The sequence below is a fragment of the Rhodococcoides fascians A25f genome, from assembly GCF_000760935.2.
GTDB lineage: Bacteria > Actinomycetota > Actinomycetes > Mycobacteriales > Mycobacteriaceae > Rhodococcoides.
Map to the genome: position 1 here is coordinate 635461 of NZ_CP049744.1, position 19442 is coordinate 654902.

A 19442-nucleotide genomic window follows, 5' to 3' on the forward strand; every position below is an offset into this window, starting at 1 on the left:
CAACAAGATTGCCGAGTTCTACAGGGAGCGGGAAATGAGGTCTTTCATGACTTCGTTGGCACCGGCGTAGATGCGGGCGATGCGGCCGTCGACGAACATGCGGGCGATGGGGTATTCCTCCATGTAGCCGTAGCCGCCGAAGAGCTGCAGGCAGCGGTCCACCACCTCGAACTGCCGGTCGGTGGTCCAGTACTTGACCATTGCGGCGGTCGTGACGTCGAGTGTTCCGGAAATATACTGCGCTACAGCATCATCGACGAAGGTGCGCACGACGCGTCCGATGGTGGCGCATTCGGCGAGCTCGAATTTGGTGTTCTGCAGATCGAACAGTGTCTTGCCGAAGGCGTTGCGCGACTTGGTGTACTCGACGGTCTGTGTGACGGCTGCGTCGATCATCGCTGCGGCGGCGATGCCGCAGATCAGGCGCTCCTGGGGGAGTTGCTGCATCAACTGGGCGAACCCGCGACCTTCGGCGTCGCCGAGGATGTTGGCGGCAGGGATGCGGAGGCCGTCGAAAGAGAGTTCGGCGGTGTCCTGGCCCTTCTGGCCGATCTTGTGCAGCACTCGTCCCCGATGGAATCCCTCGGTGTCGTCGGACACCTCGGCGACGAGCAGGGTCAGTCCCCGGGCTCCCGCGGACGGGTCGGTCTTGGCAGCGATGATGATCAGATCGCAATGAGATCCGTTGGAGATGAACGTCTTTGCGCCGGTGACGACGTAGTCGTCGCCGTCACGAACCGCGCGGGTGGTGATTCCCTGCAGATCCGAGCCGGTGCCCGGTTCGGTCATTGCGATGGCACCGATCCACTCGCCCGAGCACAGCTTCGGCAGCCAGCGCTGCTTCTTCTCCTCGGACGCGTACGCCAGGATGTAGTGCGGAACGATGCCGCTGTGCACGCCCAACTGCATGGCCGTGTCGCCCGCCCGGACCTGCTCCTCGAACAGCACCGCCTCGTGACGGAAGTCGCCGCCACCGCCGCCGTACTGCTCGGGCACCGACATGCCGAGCAGCCCGAGGCTTCCCGCTGTGCGGTAGACGTCGCGACTGGGACGTCCGGCTGCCGCGAAGTCCTCTCGGTGCGGCGCTACCTCTTTCTCGAAGAATCCTCTGGCGAGCTGGCGCACGTCGGCGAGCTCGGTAGCGAGGTCGTCGCTGGTGCGGTCTGCGAGTGCAGTCATGGCAAGTCCTTGGCTCGAAGCGCCGACTTATTGGCGCTGTGCCAATAATGATGGCGCGACGCTGACCTGGATGTCAACCAACGATGCTCCCCACCCTGCCGAACTCGACGTCATGGACGGATTCGGGTCGGAATTGATCCACAACTTCGAGTTCGGCGGGGGACCGCTTCCGAAAGTGTCTAGCTGTCGCCTGCTCGCAGCAGCGCGACGTCCGAGACGATTCGAATGTGTTCGGCCATCGCTCGGCCGGCCTCGAGTGGATCCTGTTGGCGCACAGCCTCGGCGATGCGGCGGTGGTGCTCCAATGAAGTCTGCGGACGGTTCGACTGCGACAGGGATTCGATGCGCGTCTCGCGAATCAGGCCGGCGATTTCTCCCATGAGTCGGGCGAGCAGCGGGGAATGTGCCGCCTCGGTGATCGCGCGGTGGAACAGTTCGTCGCCGGAGTCGCCGCGATCGCCGTCGGTGATCTCCGAGGCCATCACGGACAGGGCGTGGTCGATTGCGGCCATTTCGCTGTCGCTCCGACGAGCAGCAGCGAGCTCTGCGAGTTTGACCTCGAGCGCTTCGCGGGCTTCGATCACCTCGGGCAGACGGTCGGCGTGTTCGCGTAGGGCGCGAATTGCCATGTCTCCCACGGGTCGTCGCACCAGGACTGCACCGTCGCCGTGTCGGACGGACAGGATGCCCTGCACCTCGAGTGCGACGAGGGCCTGGCTCAGCGATGCTCGGCTGACGCCGAGGTGTCCGGCCAGCTCGCGCTCGGGGGGAAGTCGATCGCCAGGGTTCATCTCGCGGTCGGCGATGTGCTGGCACAGCTGTTCGACGATGACCTCGTACAGCCGTGGTCGGGTCACGGGGCGAATTTGCTCAGCCACTGTGTCACTCGCTCTCTGTTCCTCTGGACCTCCACCCTAGCCGTCATAAAGTACGTAACGGTCGACACATCCCGGCTTGACAAGTGATCCACTTCACTGGTTGAGTCCCTATTGACTCAGTGGCCAGTCCAATTAGCCACTGAAGATCTCGGGCAACCGCTCGAGTGCTACCAGAGACGGACCGGAGACCTTCGATGTCGACCGAGTTGATACCCATCCTTGCGCTCGTCGTCATGTTCCTCGCTGCAACCGTGTTCCCCGTGAACATGGGTGCGTTGGGGTTCGTGGCGGCGTTCTTCGTCGGAACCATTGCCGTGGGCATGGGTGCCGACGACATCATCGCCGGCTTCCCGAGCAGCCTGTTCCTCACCCTCGTCGGCATCACGTACCTCTTCGCCATCGCGCAGAACAACGGCACGGTCGACCTCCTGGTCCGCGGTGCCGTTCGACTCGTCGGCGGCCGAGTGGCTCTCATCCCCTGGGTGATGTTCGGCATCACCGGCGTCCTGACGTCGATCGGAGCGCTCGGGCCCGCTGCTGTGGCCATCGTGGCCCCCATCGCCCTCGGTTTCGCCGCGCGCTACAAGATCAATGCCCTGCTCATGGGCATGATGGTCATCCACGGTGCGCAGGCGGGCGGATTCTCGCCCATCAGCATCTACGGCGTCACCGTCAACAACATCGCCGCCAAGGCGGGGCTGGTCAACAGTCCGCTCACACTCTTCCTCGGCAGCATGCTCTTCAATGCTGCCATCGGGGCTGCGCTCTTCATGTTCCTCGGCGGACGATCGCTCATCGGCCGCAGCGTGCACGACGAGGACGGCACCCGCCCCGACGGCGACAGCGGCGGCGTCGGCGGCGGAGGTTCGCGGACGGTCATGCGCGGGTTCGGGTCGTCGACTCCCAAGCCGTCCGGTCAGACGGTCACCGTCGAGAACGCACCGCCGCTGGCCACCGCGGTCAAGGCGATCACCTTCGATCAGATCCTCACGCTCATCGGCCTGGCATCGCTTGCGATCTTCTCGCTCGTACTCGATCTCGATGTCGGCTTCATCTCGATGACGGTCGCCGTGATCCTCGCTCTGGCGTCGCCCAAGGCCCAGAAGGGCGCGATCAACCAGATCAGCTGGTCGACGGTGCTGCTCATCGGCGGTGTGCTCACGTTCGTCGGGGTATTGCAGGAAGCCGGAACCGTCGAATACGTCGGCGACGCAGTAGCCGGAATCGGCATCCCCCTGCTCGTGGCAATGCTGCTCTGCTACATCGGTGCCATCGTCTCGGCGTTCGCCTCGTCCACGGCGATCCTCGGCGTCACCATCCCGCTGGCCGTTCCGTTCCTGCTGGCCGGTGAAGTGGGGGCCATCGGAGTCATCGTTGCCCTGTCCATCGCCTCGACCATCGTCGACGTGAGCCCGTTCTCCACGAACGGAGCGCTGGTGCTCGCCAACGCCCAGGACATCGATCGCGACGTGTTCTACAAGCAGATTCTCAAATACAGCGCGCTGGTCGTGATCATCGGTCCACTGATCGCCTGGGGCATCCTGGTCGTCCCCGGCTGGATGTAGCCGTTCGGCACGTCCTCGGGCCTGGCAGCACTCGAACGATGGCGGCACGTGTACTCGGCGTGCCGCCATCACGCGTCTGAGCTGGGCAAAGACTCGTACATCGTTACTTGACTTCTTCGGGAATCGCTGGTCCAATGGAATTGGATAGGCCACTGGCCCAGTAATCCAATCCTCCCGTATTCAGCCCCCACCTCGCTTCGACGCAAAGGATCACTTCGATGCCCCTCAACACGACAGGCAGAACCGGACCGCTCGAAGGAACCGTGGTGGTCGATCTGACCCGCGCTCTGGCCGGCCCACACGCGGCGATGATGCTCGGCGACCTCGGCGCCGACATCATCAAGGTCGAGACTCCGAAGGGCGGCGACGACACCCGAGTCTGGGGTCCCCCCTTCGTCACTCCGCGTGACGCCGAGCGCGAGTCGACGTACTTCCTCTCGGCCAACCGCAACAAGCGGTCCATCGCCCTCGACCTGAAGACCGACGATGGCCGAGAAGCGTTGGAGCACATGATCGAACGAGCGGACGTCCTGCTCGAGAACTTTCGCACCGGCGTTCTCGACCGGCTCGGCTTCTCGCCCGAGCGGATCGCCGAGATCAACCCGCGCACAGTGGTGCTGTCGATCAGTGGGTTCGGCCACGACGGCCCCGAGGGCGGCCGATCCGGATACGACCAGATCGCGCAGGGTGAGGCGGGGCTGATGTCCTTCACCGGCTCGAGCCCGGACGACGTCCAGCGGGTCGGCGTTCCCATCGCAGATCTCCTGGCCGGAATGTACGGAGCCTTCGGAGTTCTCGCGGCTCTGCGCGAGCGGGACCGCACCGGCCGCGGCAAGGTGGTTCGCACCTCGTTGCTCGCCAGCGTCGTCGGAGTGCACGCCTTCCAGGGCACCAAGTGGACGGTCGCCGGCGAGATCGGCAAGGCTCAGGGCAACCACCATCCGTCGATCTGCCCGTACGGCCTGTTTCCGACCTCCGATGGTGCCGTGCAGATCTCGGTGGGCAGCGAGGGACTGTGGCACCGGTTCTGCGAGGGCTTCGGTATCGACCCCGACCTCGAAGGCATGGCCACCAACCCGCAGCGGGTCGACAGTCGCGACGACGTCATCGAGCTCGTCTCCAAGATCTTCCGCACCTACGAGACCGAGCCGCTGCTGACTCTCCTCGACGAGATCGGTGTTCCCGCAGGCAAAGTGCGGAACATCCAGGAAGTGTACGAGTGGGAGCAGACCAAATCTCAAGGTCTGCTGGTCGACGTCGAGCATGCGACGCTCGGCAAGGTCACTCTTCCCGGGCCGCCGCTGCGCTTCTTCGAGTCCGACGGCACCGAGGTCACCGAAACCAACCACCTGGCACCGCCGGTACTCGGTGCCGACGACCAACTCGTCCGCGACTGGCTGAAAGAGGCGACACGATGACCAGAATGACCGCCCTCGAACTGCTCGATCTGGTGATCGATGCCGACAGTTTCGATTCCTGGGATACCCCGACCGCCGATTACGTCGTCGACGACGAGTACGCGAGCGAACTCGCCGCGGCCCGTGAGAAGACCGGATTGGACGAGTCCGTACTCACCGGCTCCGCCACCATCCGCGGCCGCAAGGTGGCCATTCTGCTCGGGGAGTTCGCCTTCCTGGCCGGCTCGATCGGTGTTGCGGCGGGCGAGCGGCTGGTCAACGCGGTGCACCGGTCGACCGACGAGCGCCTGCCGCTGCTGGCGCTGCCGACCTCAGGCGGAACCCGCATGCAGGAGGGCACCGTCGCGTTCCTGCAAATGGTCAAGATCACCGCGGCGATCACCGCGCACAAGGCGGCGAATCTGCCGTACATCGTGTACCTGCGGCACCCCACCACCGGTGGCGTCTTCGCATCCTGGGGTTCGCTCGGGCACGTCACCGTCGCCGAGCCCGGTGCCCTCGTCGGCTTCCTCGGGCCCCGCGTCTACGAGGCGCTGTACGACGCGAAGTTCCCCACCGGTGTGCAGACGTCGGAGAATCTTCAGGCGCACGGACTCATCGACGCCATCCGGCCACCCGAGCAGCTCGGCGAGATCGTCGACCGCGCGTTGCGGATCATGACCGACATCCCGTCGTACCGCCCGCGCAGCGTCGAAGCGCTGGAGTGGAAGATCGAGGACGTGCCCGCGTGGACGTCGATCCTGGCTTCCCGCAGGAGCGACCGCCCCGGTGTACGCGAACTGCTGTTCAGCACCGCGGCAGATGTGTTGCCGCTCAACGGTACCGGTCAGGGTGAGTCGGACCCGGGTCTGATTCTCGCGCTCGTCCGGTTCGGCGACATGCCGTGTGTTCTCCTCGGGCAGGACCGACGGGGTCAGACGACCAAGACTCCGCTCGGTCCCGCGGCTCTCCGCGAGGCTCGACGCGGAATGCGTCTGGCACAGGATCTGAAGCTGCCGCTCGTCACTGTCATCGATACCGCTGGTGCCGCGCTGTCGAAGGAGGCCGAGGAGGGTGGCCTGGCGGGAGAGATCGCCCGCTGCATCGCCGATATGGTCGACCTCGAAACGCCCACGCTGTCATTGCTTTTGGGTCAGGGAACCGGCGGAGGCGCACTCGCGCTGGTGCCGGCGGACCGTGTTCTGGCAGCCCAGCACGCATGGCTGTCGCCGCTGCCGCCCGAGGGTGCGTCGGCCATCGTGCATCGGGACACTGCTCATGCGGCCGAGATGGCCACCAAGCAGGGAGTCCGTTCGCTCGATCTCTTCCGGGCCGGCGTCGTCGACATCATCATTCCCGAATTGACCGACGCGGCAGACGAATCGCAGCAGTTCTGTGACCGGGTGGGTGCCGTTCTGCACCGTGAGCTCGCCGACCTGATCGCTCAGGATCCGTCGATGCGCATGATCGCCCGGGAAAAGCGCTTCAATCGAATCGGTTTCGCGGCTACTGCCTCAGCCTGAAAACCCGCCCGGACCGACCACCCTCCACGAAACGAGACAACCATGACCGCCACGATCGCGGATTCGAACTCGACAGTCCCCGAGGATTTCGTCTCCGGTCTCGAAGGTGTCGTCGCGTTCACCTCCGACATCGCCGAACCCGACAAGGACGGCGGCGCACTGCGCTACCGCGGCGTCGACATCGAAGAACTCGTCGCACAGAACGTCACCTTCGGCGACGTCTGGGCCCTGCTCGTCGACGGCGCATTCGGCCGCGGCCTCCCACCGGCCGAACCCTTCCCCCTCCCCATCCACACCGGCGACGTCCGCGTCGACGTCCAAGCCGGCCTGGCGATGCTCGCCCCCATCTGGGGCTACCAACCCCTGCTCGACATCGACGACACCACCGCCCGCGACAACCTCGCCCGCGCCTCGGTGATGGCCCTGTCCTACGTCGCCCAATCCGCCCGCGGCATCTACCAACCCGCCGTCCCCCAGACCCGCATCGACCAGGCCGCCACCGTCACCGAACGCTTCATGGTCCGCTGGAAAGGCGAACCCGACCCCGCACACGTCGCCGCCATCGACGCCTACTGGGTCTCGGCCGCCGAACACGGCATGAACGCCTCCACCTTCACCGCCCGCGTCATCGCCTCCACCGGAGCCGACGTCGCCGCCTGCCTGTCCGGTGCCATCGGCGCCATGTCCGGACCCCTGCACGGCGGCGCCCCCGCCCGCGTACTACCGATGATCGAACAAGTCGAGAGGACCGGCGACGCCCGCGCCCTGATCACCGGCATCCTCGACCGCAAGGAAAAGCTCATGGGCTTCGGGCACCGCGTCTACCGCGCCGAAGACCCCCGCGCCCGCGTCCTACGCGCCACCGCGAAAAGGTTGAACGCACCCCGCTACGAGGTCGCTGCTGCGCTCGAGCAGGCCGCGTTGACCGAACTGCGTGAACGCCGCCCCGACCGCGCCATCGAAACCAACGTCGAATTCTGGGCCGCGGTGATCCTCGACTTCGCCGAAGTCCCCGCCCACATGATGCCCGCGATGTTCACCTGCGGACGCACCGCAGGCTGGTGCGCGCACATCCTCGAGCAGAAGCGCCTGGGCAAGCTCGTCCGCCCGGCTGCCCTGTACACCGGCCCCGAACCCCGCACCCCCGAGTCCGTCGACGGCTGGGTGGCGCGAACCCCATCCTGAGCGGGGAGGTCGTGGAGTGGCGCTATCGTCGTGCTGATGGCTGGGAACGTGCGGGATCCCGGGGCCTCGGTGGCCTCGCGGCTGCTGGCTGTGCTGTCGGTGTTCGACGAACATGCCCCTGCGTTGACGTTGACCGAATTGGCCGATGGCGCAAACCTTCCCATCGCCACGACCCACCGCCTGGTGCGTGAACTGGTCGACTGGGGAGCGCTCGTGCGCTCGGACGACGGTCGGTACGTAGTGGGGCGTCGACTGTGGAAGCTCGGATTGTTGGCACCGGATCAGTCCGATCTGCGCGAGATCGCGTCGCCGTTTCTGCACGACATCTACGGTGCGACTCTCGCGACGGTGCACCTGGCCATTCGGGACGGCGACGAGGTGTTGTACCTCGACAGGTTGGCAGGCCACGCGTCGGTGCCTGCCATCAGTCGGGTGGGTGCGCGATTGCCGTTGCACTCGACCGGGGTGGGCAAAGTGCTGTTGGCGTACGCGCCGAGGGAGGTACACGATCACGTGCTTCGAAACCTGACTCGCATCACCCCGTTCACGGTCACTCGACCGGCGCAGTTGGAGAACGAACTACGCCGGGTCCATCGCGAGGGATACGCGCAGACGGTCGAGGAGATGACCCTCGGGGCATGCTCTGTGGCCGTTCCGATTCGCGACGGCGAGAACGTGGTCGCCTCGCTGGGGCTCGTGGTTCCGAGTATCGGGCGTGATCGCGTCAGACTGGTTGCGGCGCTACAGGTTGCGGCCCAGGGAATCGGCCGCAGTCTGAGAACTGGGTAGTCTTCTTCCACTCAGTGGAAGCTCTGGCTTGTAGAGACGTGGATCACCGAGGTGTACTCGACTCATGCGTACACAGGTTGCCATCATCGGTGCAGGGCCCGCGGGTCTGCTGCTGTCCCACCTGCTCGGCGAGCAGGGGATCGACTCCATCGTGATCGAGTCGCGTACTCAGGACTACGTGCTCGCCCGGATCCGAGCCGGAATTCTCGAGCATTCGACGGTCCAGTTGCTCGACGAACATGGACTCGGGGAGCGCCTGCACCGCGAGGGCCACGAGCATCGCGGTATCTATCTGCAGTGGCCGGAAGAGCGGCACCACATCGACTTTCGTGATCTGGTGGACCGAAGCGTGTGGGTCTACGGGCAGACCGAGGTCACGAAGGATCTCGTGGCGGCACGCGAGAAGGCCGGCCAGCAGATCTACTACGACGTCTCCGATACCGCGCTGCACGACGTCGAATCCGACAACCCCTACGTCACTTTCACGGACGCGTCGGGCAACGCGATGCGGATCGACGCGGACGTCATCGCCGGATGCGACGGCTCCTTCGGGCCGAGTCGTGCTGCCATGCCCGATGCTGTCCGCAACACGTGGGAACGGGTGTACCCGTACTCCTGGCTCGGAGTTCTCGCCGACGTCGCGCCGTCGACGGACGAGTTGATCTACGCCTGGCATCAGGACGGCTTCGCCATGCACTCGATGCGATCGTCGACGGTCAGTCGGTTGTATCTGCAGGTGCCGAACGGGACCGATATCGACACCTGGTCCGACGATCGAATCTGGGATGCGTTGGCAGACAGGCTCGGACACGGTCAGAACGGGTGGACGCTGAACCCGGGACCGATCACCGAGAAGAGCGTGCTGCCGATGCGCAGTTACGTGCAGACACCGATGCGACACGGCAATCTGTTTCTGGCAGGCGACGCAGCGCATATCGTGCCGCCCACGGGTGCAAAGGGTCTGAACCTTGCGGTTGCCGATGTGGCTCTACTGGCACCGGCCCTGGCCCAGATGCTGCGGGGGAAGGGGACCGAGAGTGCTGACACGTACAGCGACACGGCACTTCGACGCGTCTGGCGTTGCACGCACTTCTCGTGGTGGATGACGACGATGCTGCACACGGGCGACGACCCGTTCGATGCGCAGTTGCAGCTCTCGCAGCTGAAGTGGGTGGCTTCCAGCGAAGCGGGCGCCATGGGACTGGCGGAGAACTACGCCGGTTTGCCGATCGGGTTCTGACCCCTCGGCGGCCACCGCGGCGTCGACACCGTCGTTCGTTACCCTTGAAGGACAGCGAGAGAACAGGGTAATTCACAGTGTCTGATATCGACGCCGCCTCGGCGCGCACGGCCGTGGCGGTGCGGGCGACCTATATCGCGTTCATCGGGGCCGGCTTCGCCTTCGCCAGTTGGGCTTCTCGGATCCCGCAGGTGCGCGATCGCCTCGAACTCACCTCGTCTCAACTCGGAATCGTGTTGCTCGCCATCGCAGTCGGATCCCTGCTCGCGCTGCCGATGTCCGGAATCATCATCAACCGCTTCGGGTCTCGGCTCACGGTCACCGTCATGTCCCTCGTTCTCGCGGCCGGTCTGACGATCATCGCCACCGGCTATCTCGTGGGTGTAGTGCCGTTGCTCATCGGACTGTTCGTGCTCGGATTCGCCAACGGTGCATGGGATGTCGCCATGAACGTCCACGGTGCGGTGGCCGAACGTCGGCTCGGGCGCTCGATCATGCCGCGGTTCCACGCGGGTTTCAGCGCCGGCACTGTGGTGGGAGCCCTGATCGGCACTGCGATGGTGGCGCTGAACATCTCGGTCACGGTGCATCTGCTGACGGTCGCAGCCGTGATCGCCTGCACCATTCCGTGGGGAGTGCGCAGCTTCCTGAACGAATCCGATGCCGAACCCGAACAGCCGGCGGCCGACGCCTCGCGGCCGCACGCCCTCGCGCGGTGGAAGGAACCGCGCACCCTGCTGATCGGCGTCGTTGCCTTGTCGTTCGCGTTTGCCGAGGGCAGCGGAAACGATTGGCTCAACATCGCATTGATCGACGGATACGACGCGTCGGCCGTGGCTGGAACCCTCGCCTTCACCACGTTTCTGGTGGCTATGACCGCTGTGCGGTGGTTCGGTAACGGATTGCTCGATCGCTACGGTCGAGTCGTCGTACTCCGAGGATTGGCAGCCGTCTCGGTGGTCGGAGTGCTGTTGTTCGTGCTCAGTCCGGTTGTGCCGCTGGCGTTTCTGGGCGCATTCCTGTGGGGATCGGGCGTCTCGCTCGGGTTCCCCGTTGCCATGAGCGCAGCCGCCGACGAGCCCGCTGCCGCAGCCGCACGCGTGAGTGTGGTGGCCTCCATCGGATACTTCGCCTTCCTGGGCGGCCCGCCCCTGATCGGTTTCCTCGGCGGTCATGGTGATGTGCTCCACGCGTTGCTCGTCGTTGCGGGTCTTCTCGCATGTTCGCTGCTCGTGATGGGAGCGCTGCGACCTCTTCCGGGGTCGAATTCCCGACACTGAATTCGCAGTCGTGGCGCAGGTGTTCTCGGTTACTGTGGCCGGTATGCGTATCGACGAGTATCGGAAGCACGACGGGCTCGGGCTGGCAGAGCTGGTGGCCAACGGCGAGGTCACGCCCCGTGAGCTACTCGATTGTGCATCGGCGCAAGCGAAGTCGGTGAACCCGGCTCTCAACGCGATCGTACGTCCGATGCGGGAGCAAGCCGACGAGCAGCTTACCGGAACGCTCGAAGGCCCGTTCGCAGGAGTGCCGTTTCTGATCAAGGATCTCTCGCAGGACTACGCCGGGCTGCCTACTGCGAGTGGTTCCCGTTCGTTGACGGACCTGCCGATGCCCGAACATTCCACGGTGGTGCAGCGCTGGCTCGATGCCGGCCTCGTCATCTTCGGAAAGACGAACACCCCGGAGTTCGGTGCCAAGGGGATCACCGAGCCGACGGTGTTCGGCCCCACTCGGAACCCGTGGGACCACAGCAGAACTCCCGGTGGTTCCTCGGGTGGATCCGCTGCGGCGGTCGCGGCCGGATTCGTCCCGGTGGCGGGAGCGAACGACGGCGGCGGTTCGATTCGCATTCCTGCGGCGTGCTGCGGACTGGTCGGACTCAAGCCGGGCCGCGGACTGGTGCCGTCGGGCCCCACGTTCGGTGAGGCGATGCACGGGGCAGCGGTACAGGGTGTGGTCTCGCGGTCGGTACGAGACACGGCAGCGATGCTCGACGTACTGGCGGGCGGCGAGGCGACCTCCGGCTACTCGCCTGCCCGGCCGGATGGCACCTTTCTGTCTCGAACGGGCAAGGACCCCAAGCCTTTACGCATCGGAATGTATGCGGCCACGTCGGTGAATCCAGCGCCGGACGCGCAGGCTGTCGCCGCGATGGAACAGGCGGCGAAGATTGCGACCGACCTCGGCCACACCGTCGAACTTCTCGATGCCTCGCCGTACGACGACACGAGCCTCAATCGCGAATTTCTGCTGGCCTGGTTCACCTACATGGCCTGGGAGATGGACGAAGTCAAGCGCAGAACCGGTTGCGGCGACGACAAATTCGAGCGTGATACCCGAATCATGGCCGCGCTGGGCAGATCCGCCAGCGGTGTCGACTACCTCGAGGCGGTGGAAGGCCGGCACAAGCATGTGCGCGCGCTGGCAACGTACTTCGAGACGTACGATCTGCTGCTGACGCCCACCCTTGCCGAGCTACCCCCGAAGATCGGCGCGTTCGAGCTCGCGAAGCCGCTGCAGCTGGCGTCGGAGTTGTTGTTGCGCAGTAGAACTGCTGGGGTCCTGCGATACACGGGCATCGTCGATCAGATGATCGACGACAACATCTCGTGGATTCCGTACACCCAGTTGGCGAACGTCACCGGACGTCCGGCGCTGTCGCTTCCCGTGCATTGGACACCGGACGGTCTCCCGATGGGCGCGCACTTCACCGCACCTCTGGGGGGAGAAGGGCTGCTCGTCCAACTCGCCGGCCAGATCGAACGAGCAGCACCCTGGACGCATCGTTACGAGGCCCTCGACTAGCGGGTCGCTCCCAATTGGGCCTTGCCCAAAATTCCCGACGGCCGTTGCCGCACCTGCCCGTCGACGATGTCGACGACGCCACCGGCCCAATCGGGATCGGTGTCGGCGGCGGCCTGGGGATCGGCGTGAGCGTCGGTACCCTCGTCGGCCACCACGGTGATGGAACGCTGCAAGGCTTCTCGGACTCTCATCGGCGTCGTATCCGGATCGGCGAACACCTCCGTAGCGGCGTTGCCTCGACGTACCACCATGTCGTGAGTGAGGCTGTCCACCAACGAGATCACCGTGCCCGGGGGCATGCCGGTGATGATCGCGACGGCACGGCCCACCAATCCGGTCGGCAGCAGCGGGACCGGAATCTGGGCGCGACGCAGGCCGGCGACGCTGCCGTACGCCTGCAGCAGTTCCGGGTAGCTCATCGTTTCGGTGCCCCCGATGTCGAAGGAACCGGGACGGGCGGTGTCGCCCAGGGCGCGAGCGATGATGGCAACCACATCGCCGACGGCAATGGGCTGGACCTGCCTGCGCATCCACGTCGGTATCGGAGTGAGCGGCAGCCGCTCGGTCATACGTCGAACCAACTCGAAGGACGTCGATCCGGAGCCGAGAATGATGGCCGCGCGCAGCACGGTGGCATCGACGGAGCTGTCGAGGAACGTTTCCTCGACCTGTAGTCGTGAGCGCAGATGGTCCGACAACGGCGTGTCGTCGTCGGGGATGAGACCGGAGAGGTAGACGATCCGTTGTAGGCCGTTGCGTTCGGCTGCGGCGGCCATGGACTGTGCCGCGTGGCGATCTTTCTCGACGAAGTCTCCCTCGTCCATCGAGTGCACGAGGTAGACGACAGCGTCGACATCTGCCGTCGCGGTATCGAAGGTCTCGTGCTCGTCGAGGTCGAAATGCACGGCGGTGACCTGGGCACCCCATGCGAAGCGCGACTTCTTCGCGGGGTCACGCATCGCCGCGTGGACCTCGTGGCCCTGCTCGAGGAGCACGGGGATCAGCCGAGACCCGATGTATCCGGTTGCGCCGGTGACCAGTACTCGCATGATGAATCTCGTTTCTGTAGGTACATGCGATACCCGGTCGGAGCAGTCTCACTCCCCGCTGTCGGCGACAGATGACAGACTGTGCGGGTGAACGCACGAACCAGGAACAACGTCAGGGTCGTCGGGGCCGCCGACGGACCCGTGGTGATGCTGGCTCACGGGTTCGGCTGCGACCAGACGCTGTGGCGTTCGGTGACCGATATCCTGGCGGCGGATTTCTCGGTCGTGCTCTTCGATCACGTCGGGTCGGGCGCGTCGGACCCGGCCGCCTGGGATGCCGAGAAGTACGTGCCGTTGGACGCTTACGCCCGGGACATCGTCGAGATCGTCGAAGAACTCGACCTCTGCGACGTCACGTTCGTCGGTCACTCGGTGGCGTCGATGATGGGTGTTCTTGCGGTCCAGGCGGCTCCCGACCGGTTTTCCAAGCTCTTTCTCCTGACGCCGTCTCCGCGCTATATCGACGACGGTGATTACCGTGGCGGGTTCAGCCGTGAGGACATCGACGAGTTGCTCGAGTCGTTGGACAGCAACTATCTCGGCTGGTCCGCATCGATGGCACCGATCGTGGTGAATGCGCCGGATCGACCCGATCTGGAGAACATGTGGACCGCGAGCTTCTGCCGAACCGATCCCGAGTGCGCACGGGTGTTCGCCCGCACCACGTTCCTGTCCGACAATCGCGCTGATTTGGCCGGGGTCACCCTGCCCACGATGATCGTCGACTGCGCCAGAGATTCGCTGGCCCCGCCTCAGGTCGGCAGGTACGTTCACGAACACATTGCGGGCAGCACCCTGAGGACTCTCGACGCGAGCGGCCACTGCCCGCACGTCACCGAACCGGAGCAGACCGCCGAGGCGATTGCGACCTTCGTGAGATCGTCGTGATCAACGAACTCGACATCGAGGATCTCTACGAGAACGCGCCGTGCGGCTACCTGTCGGTCTATCCCGACATGCGGATCGCCCGACTCAACACGACGCTGGCGGGTTGGCTCGGTTTCGACGTCGACGCGTTGATCGGTACGGACTTCACCGAGTTGCTCACCGGTGGTGGACGCATTCACTACGAGACGCACTTCGGCCCCATCCTGCGGATGTACGGCCAGCTCGACGGCATCGCGTTGGACTTCGTGACGTCGGATCGTCGTCGGTTACCCGTCTTCATGACCGCGAACGTCAAGACCGACGAGTCCGGCACGCCGGTGCTGATCCGTATCACTGCGCTCGATGCCCGGGATCGACGCACCTACGAGCGTGAACTGCTCGAATCCCGCACGCGGGCAGAACTGCTGGCGAAAACACTGCAGCGGTCGCTGTTGCCGCCGAGTCTGCTACCGCCGTCGGGAATGACCGCGGCTGCTCATTACCACGCGGCATCGAGCGACGAGGTGGGCGGCGACTTCTACGATCTGTTTCCGCTCTCGGACGACCGGTGGGGATTCTTCCTCGGCGACGTGTGCGGAAAAGGCGCGTCGGCCGCAGCCGTCACCTCGCTGACGCGGTACACGTTGCGTGCGGCCGCGGTATACGACCACGATCCGGTGGCAGTGCTGCACAACCTGGATTCGGTTCTGCGTCAAGAATTTCGCGAGAACAACGCGCAGTTCTGTACGGCGGTGTTCGGTGTTCTCAGCCGTTCGGCAGAGGGATTCGAGGTGTGCATGGCCAGTGGTGGCCATCCGCCGCCGTTGGTGATTCGGACCGATGGCAGCGCGCACTACGTATTCATGACCGGCGGGCAGCTGGTGGGAATACTGCGCAACGCGCGCTTCGTCTCGGCCACGGTGACGCTGGATGCCGGCGACACCCTGATGCTCTACACGGACGGCCTCACCGAGGCTCGGGTGGGCACAGGCCGTTACGACGACGACGGCGCACTGCTGGATTTCGCAACCGAGCATGCTCCCGCAGCGCCGGCCGCCCTGATCGACCACTTGCGGAAACTGCTGAACAGCTTCGGCGACGGTCTGGTCGACGACGCGGCCGTCATGGCATTGGGAGTCTCGTCAGTCGAGAGCAGCGCGCGCTGACGCCAGGTCGGCATGCAGTGCGAATTCCTGGTCCAGGCCCATCAGCTTGATCGGACGGCTGGTGGTCGGTCCGTCGGCGACGACCGAGAATGTCACCGTCTCTCCGTGATCTTTCTGCGTCCTTGCCAGCACGGTCATCGCGGCCGAGGCCAGGAACGAGACGGCGGACAGATCGATGATCAAGGCCGATGGTGTGGACTCGATCTGCGCTTGGATGGCGGTGGCGAGAGCCGGTGCGGTGGTGATATCGAGTTCGCCGGACACCGCAATGACGGCTACTCGGCCATCGTTGCTGGATTGAATCGAGAACCCGGCGTTCGTATCGGCAGACATATGTACTCCTGAATCGTTACCCGCCGCGCTCGTCGACGGGGTTGCGCACCATTCAATCAGTAGGGATTACTGGAAGGTGACCTGCGTTCCTCTGAGGGCGGGAGCTCCGACCGTCGTCGTCCAGGACGGCACTGCATCGGGCTCGATTCCGGTGGCCCCGCCGTAGATGACCGCCAGGGTCTGTTGCTCGGTGACCGAGCCTGCGTACGAGGCGGGTACGGGGGAGAGCTGTGGTGCCGGGAGGACGGGAACGTTCTGCTCGCCGGGGTTCCTCGTCGGCACCTGGTACGAGCCGTCGTTGGGTGAACCGCCCGGATACTGGGGGAAGTACTCGCCGGCATAGCGATCGAGGGACGAGTAGCAGCTCGGGCCTCGGGTCTGCTCGAACAGCCTCGGTTCGTCCTGGTTGGGCAGGTAACGCCCCTTCGGATTGACCAAGGGCATCGACACGTTGATGCCGGGATACTCGTCACCGTCGCCGAGCAGGATCTTGCCGCGCCTGGCACCCTCGGCGAACTGTGAGACGGTGCAGCCGAGAGCGGGGGAGAATTCGGCGAACACCTCGAGCGCCTCGCGCGAATTGGCGGCCAGGCCGATGACGTCGGCGGAGTTGGCGTCGAGGAAATCTGCGGTCGTGCCCGCGGCCGAGGTGACCGAGGCATAGAGCGTCTCGAGGGCCGGGCGCTTCTCGACGACGGTGTTGCCGGTGGTCCGCAGATTGTCCAGAGCATTGATCAATTCGGGAGCCGCATCGGAGTAGGTCTGCGAGAAGTCCGCGAGACCACGCAGGTCCTGCTGGATCGCGGGAAGTTCGGTGTTGAGCCCGGCGAAGATGTTCTCCAGGCGGTCGATGGTGAGGCCGAGTTCCTCGCCGCGACCGCTCAGACCCTGCGCCAGAGCGCCGAGTGTGTTCGACAGGTCCTGCGGCGGCACGGCTTGGAGCAACGGCAACAGGCCGTCGAGCAGCTGTCCCACCTCGATGGCATTGCCGCTGCGATCCTGCTTCAGGACAGTGCCCTCACCGATCGGCGAGGCCGGTGCGCCGTCCGGAAGTATCAGCGATACGTACCGCTCGCCGAACAGTGTCTTCGGGAGAAGCCGTGCGGTGGCGTTCGACGGAATCATCTCGGCCATGTCCGGCTGGATCGCCAACTCGGAGGTCACGACGCCATCTGTAGTCGTCGCCGATCGGACTTCTCCGACGATCATGCCGCGCACCTTGACATCGGCATTGCGGGGGAGAGCGTTGCCGACGCTGTCGGTCTCGAGGGAGACGGTCACGACGTCCTCGAACGTCTTGTTGTACGAGGTGACGCTCCACCCGACGAACACGACGATGAGTACCACGAGGGCAATTCCGAGAAGCCGGTTCTGCAGCGGCGAGGGGGTGCCGGTCACGGGAAGCACGGATCGAGAGCGTCAACCATGCCGCGAACATTAGTGGTACATGACGTCACACTTACTACTGCGCGACTGCTTGTGAGATGCACATATCACCGTCGGAAATATGAGATGCAGCTCACTCCTCGGTGGCGGACCGTGCCCAATCGATGAACTGCCGGGTCGCGGGGGATTGCTCGCCGGTCCTGTGCATCAGGGTGATGGAGTAGGTCAGCGGTGGCGTCAGATCGATCGACCGCAGATGGGCAAACGTGTCCAGGGGTACCCAGCTCGGTACGAGTGCAGCACCCACGCCGGCATCCACCAGGCTCGGTATCGTCAGAACCGGCGTACCGGTCAGCACCGTGTGCGCCCGAGCGCCCGAGCGTCGAAGTCGTTCCAGCGCATGCGCACTGGTGGTCTCGACGGCACCGGTGATGAAGGGAAACTCGCCCAACCAGTCGAGTCCGTGGCGATCGGTGATCCGAGCATTCGACTGCGTCCACGCCGCGGGGACGATCAGCGTCAACTCCTGGCGTCCGACGTGGATGCCGAGCAGATCGGGCGGAGTGAAAAGACGCGGAATCAACGCCAGGTCTGCTGCGCCGGATCGCAGAGATTCCATTGCTGCCGTGGCGGTCTCAGCGCGTGCAATGTGCACATTCAGGCGCGGTCGTCCTCGTGTCACCGACGCGAGCATGGTCGGCAGAACCGGTCCGGTGTCGTCGGCCGGAACCGACACCACTACTGCACCCGCCCGGCCGAGGGCGGCGTCGACGGCGAGGGCCGAGAAGAGGTCCAGATCGTCCACGACGCGCCGGGCAGCGTCCACTATTTCCCGTCCCGCATCGGTCGGCACGAGCCTCGTACCGCGCCGCTCGAAAACGGTCACCTGGGTCTGCTCCTCGAATCGGGCGATAGCGCGCGAGACAGTGGACGGACTGAGCCCGAGTTCGGTTGCCGCACCGCTCATCGAACCTGCGTCGGCGACGGCAACGCACTGCCGCAGTAGCCGTGAAGAAAGTTCCATCGCGTCCCGTCGATCGATGCCACCGGAAGGCACCCGACGTACCCCCGTGATGCCGCAGCTCCACCGAAGTGTTCACACTGATGCCGTGAACGTCACCACTTCGATGCTCGAGTGCTTCGTGGCCGTCGTCGACGAGCATGGACTCGGTAACGCGGCTCGTGCACTCGGGGTAAGCCAACCGACGGTGTCCGGCACCGTGCGAAGTCTCGAGACCGAGTTGGGTGTCGAGTTGTTTCGCCGTGAGGCCAATACGCTGGTTCTGAGCCCCGAAGGTGCTGCCCTACTACCGCTTGCGCGTCGAACTGTACTCGACCATCGAGCGGCCGAGCGAGTGGTCGACGAACTCCGGACGACGAATCCCGGCGGCGCGGCACCGACTGTACGCATCGCACTGTCGGACCGTTCGACAACACCGGAACTGATCGCGGCATTCGTCGCTGCGCGACCTGGCTCGAGGATCGACGTCGTGTCGATCGCCGATCCTTCGGAAGCGCTGGCGCAGGTTCGGATGGGGCAGATCGACTGCGCGGTGGTGCCCGATTTCGACGATTCCAGCGACCTCGTCCACGAGTACCTACCCGATGACGTTCTCGTGCTTGCGCTTCCGCCCGGATCGAAACATATCGGCACCCTCGACGAACTCGACGCGGCGGTTCCGTTGGCGGTGCTTGCGCCGACGCATCGTGTAGGCGTGGGGGTCATCGACGCTCTGGCAGGGTTCGGCATCGTGGCGACCGTGGTGTTGAGCGGGGTGCCGCAGCAGGCCCTGCCGGGACTCGTCGCCCACGGTATCGGCGCGGCGGTCATGAGTGAGTCGATGGCGCGTTCGGTGACTGAAGCGGGCGGTTCGGTCGTCCCCTGGCCGGCATCGCCGCCGGAGCGCACCAGGCTCGTCTATTCTCCCAATTGGGTAGCACCGCTTATGAATTCGTTCATCGATCAACTTGTTCGCGGCCATTCGCTAGGTACAAAAACGAATCATTCGTGACCGACTGTGCGTTTTGGCTATGGCTTTGCGTCATTCCGTTGCCTCGGCTGGCTGTCGGTGCCCTG

General features: G+C 64.9%; 17 protein-coding genes. 11 read left to right on the top strand and 6 right to left on the bottom strand.

The features are described from left to right. Positions 1–18: 18 nt before the first annotated feature. Positions 19–1179 (bottom strand): acyl-CoA dehydrogenase family protein, encoded by a 1161-nt coding sequence (locus BH93_RS02955; RefSeq protein ID WP_037175644.1) that lies wholly within the window; start codon positions 1177–1179, stop codon positions 19–21. Positions 1180–1358: 179 nt separating this feature from the next. Beyond that, positions 1359–2057, bottom strand: coding sequence for a FadR/GntR family transcriptional regulator (locus BH93_RS02960; RefSeq protein ID WP_032377660.1), 699 nt, complete (start codon positions 2055–2057; stop codon positions 1359–1361). Positions 2058–2251: 194 nt separating this feature from the next. Between BH93_RS02960 and BH93_RS02965 the strand changes: the two genes are divergently transcribed. The 8 genes from BH93_RS02965 to BH93_RS03000 all read left to right on the top strand — a co-directional run bounded on the left by BH93_RS02965 (position 2252) and on the right by BH93_RS03000 (position 12564). After that, on the top strand, positions 2252–3622 hold the full coding sequence (locus BH93_RS02965; protein ID WP_037175647.1) for an SLC13 family permease: 1371 nt from the start codon (positions 2252–2254) through the stop codon (positions 3620–3622). A gap of 218 nt (positions 3623–3840) precedes the next feature. Further along, positions 3841–5040 (top strand): CaiB/BaiF CoA transferase family protein, encoded by a 1200-nt coding sequence (locus BH93_RS02970; RefSeq protein ID WP_037175649.1) that lies wholly within the window; start codon positions 3841–3843, stop codon positions 5038–5040. Then, positions 5037–6542 (top strand): carboxyl transferase domain-containing protein, encoded by a 1506-nt coding sequence (locus BH93_RS02975; protein ID WP_037175651.1) that lies wholly within the window; start codon positions 5037–5039, stop codon positions 6540–6542. Before BH93_RS02970 ends, BH93_RS02975 begins: the two co-directional genes overlap by 4 nt. A 42-nt stretch (positions 6543–6584) precedes the next feature. Then, entirely contained in the window at positions 6585–7727 is a 1143-nt protein-coding gene (locus tag BH93_RS02980; protein WP_165712623.1) for a citrate synthase 2, read from the top strand. A gap of 36 nt (positions 7728–7763) precedes the next feature. Then, positions 7764–8516, top strand: coding sequence for an IclR family transcriptional regulator (locus BH93_RS02985; RefSeq protein WP_037176850.1), 753 nt, complete (start codon positions 7764–7766; stop codon positions 8514–8516). Positions 8517–8580: 64 nt separating this feature from the next. After that, positions 8581–9756: a 4-hydroxybenzoate 3-monooxygenase gene (locus BH93_RS02990; RefSeq protein WP_037175694.1), complete on the top strand. Its 1176-nt coding sequence runs from the start codon at positions 8581–8583 to the stop codon at positions 9754–9756. A gap of 77 nt (positions 9757–9833) precedes the next feature. After that, positions 9834–11036, top strand: coding sequence for an MFS transporter (locus tag BH93_RS02995; protein ID WP_037175696.1), 1203 nt, complete (start codon positions 9834–9836; stop codon positions 11034–11036). 43 nt (positions 11037–11079) lie between these two features. Further along, the gene (locus BH93_RS03000) at positions 11080–12564 is read left to right on the top strand and encodes an amidase (RefSeq protein WP_037176851.1); all 1485 of its coding nucleotides are present in this window, start codon (positions 11080–11082) and stop codon (positions 12562–12564) included. Here BH93_RS03000 and BH93_RS03005 read toward each other — a convergent pair. Continuing rightward, complete coding sequence (locus tag BH93_RS03005; protein ID WP_052065477.1) at positions 12561–13613, bottom strand: NAD(P)H-binding protein; 1053 nt, start codon at positions 13611–13613, stop codon at positions 12561–12563. The two genes, BH93_RS03000 and BH93_RS03005, sit on opposite strands and share 4 nt — an antisense overlap. Before the next feature lie 87 nt (positions 13614–13700). On the opposite strand from BH93_RS03005, the gene BH93_RS03010 reads away from it, so the two are divergent. After that, complete coding sequence (locus BH93_RS03010) at positions 13701–14501, top strand: alpha/beta fold hydrolase (RefSeq protein WP_037175699.1); 801 nt, start codon at positions 13701–13703, stop codon at positions 14499–14501. After that, positions 14498–15646: a PP2C family protein-serine/threonine phosphatase gene (locus BH93_RS03015; protein ID WP_080739162.1), complete on the top strand. Its 1149-nt coding sequence runs from the start codon at positions 14498–14500 to the stop codon at positions 15644–15646. The genes BH93_RS03010 and BH93_RS03015 overlap by 4 nt, the downstream gene beginning before the upstream one ends. Here the strand turns inward: BH93_RS03015 and BH93_RS03020 are convergent. The 3 genes from BH93_RS03020 to BH93_RS03030 form a co-directional block, all read right to left on the bottom strand. Further along, positions 15623–15979 (bottom strand): STAS domain-containing protein, encoded by a 357-nt coding sequence (locus BH93_RS03020; RefSeq protein WP_037175702.1) that lies wholly within the window; start codon positions 15977–15979, stop codon positions 15623–15625. The genes BH93_RS03015 and BH93_RS03020 overlap by 24 nt on opposite strands. A 66-nt stretch (positions 15980–16045) precedes the next feature. Next, the gene (locus BH93_RS03025; protein WP_037176853.1) at positions 16046–17377 is read right to left on the bottom strand and encodes an MCE family protein; all 1332 of its coding nucleotides are present in this window, start codon (positions 17375–17377) and stop codon (positions 16046–16048) included. 121 nt (positions 17378–17498) lie between these two features. Beyond that, positions 17499–18389 (bottom strand): LysR family transcriptional regulator, encoded by an 891-nt coding sequence (locus tag BH93_RS03030; RefSeq protein WP_037175704.1) that lies wholly within the window; start codon positions 18387–18389, stop codon positions 17499–17501. An 85-nt stretch (positions 18390–18474) separates the two neighbouring features. Between BH93_RS03030 and BH93_RS03035 the strand changes: the two genes are divergently transcribed. After that, on the top strand, positions 18475–19377 hold the full coding sequence (locus BH93_RS03035) for a LysR family transcriptional regulator (RefSeq protein WP_165712625.1): 903 nt from the start codon (positions 18475–18477) through the stop codon (positions 19375–19377). The last annotated feature ends 65 nt before the right edge of the window (positions 19378–19442 follow it).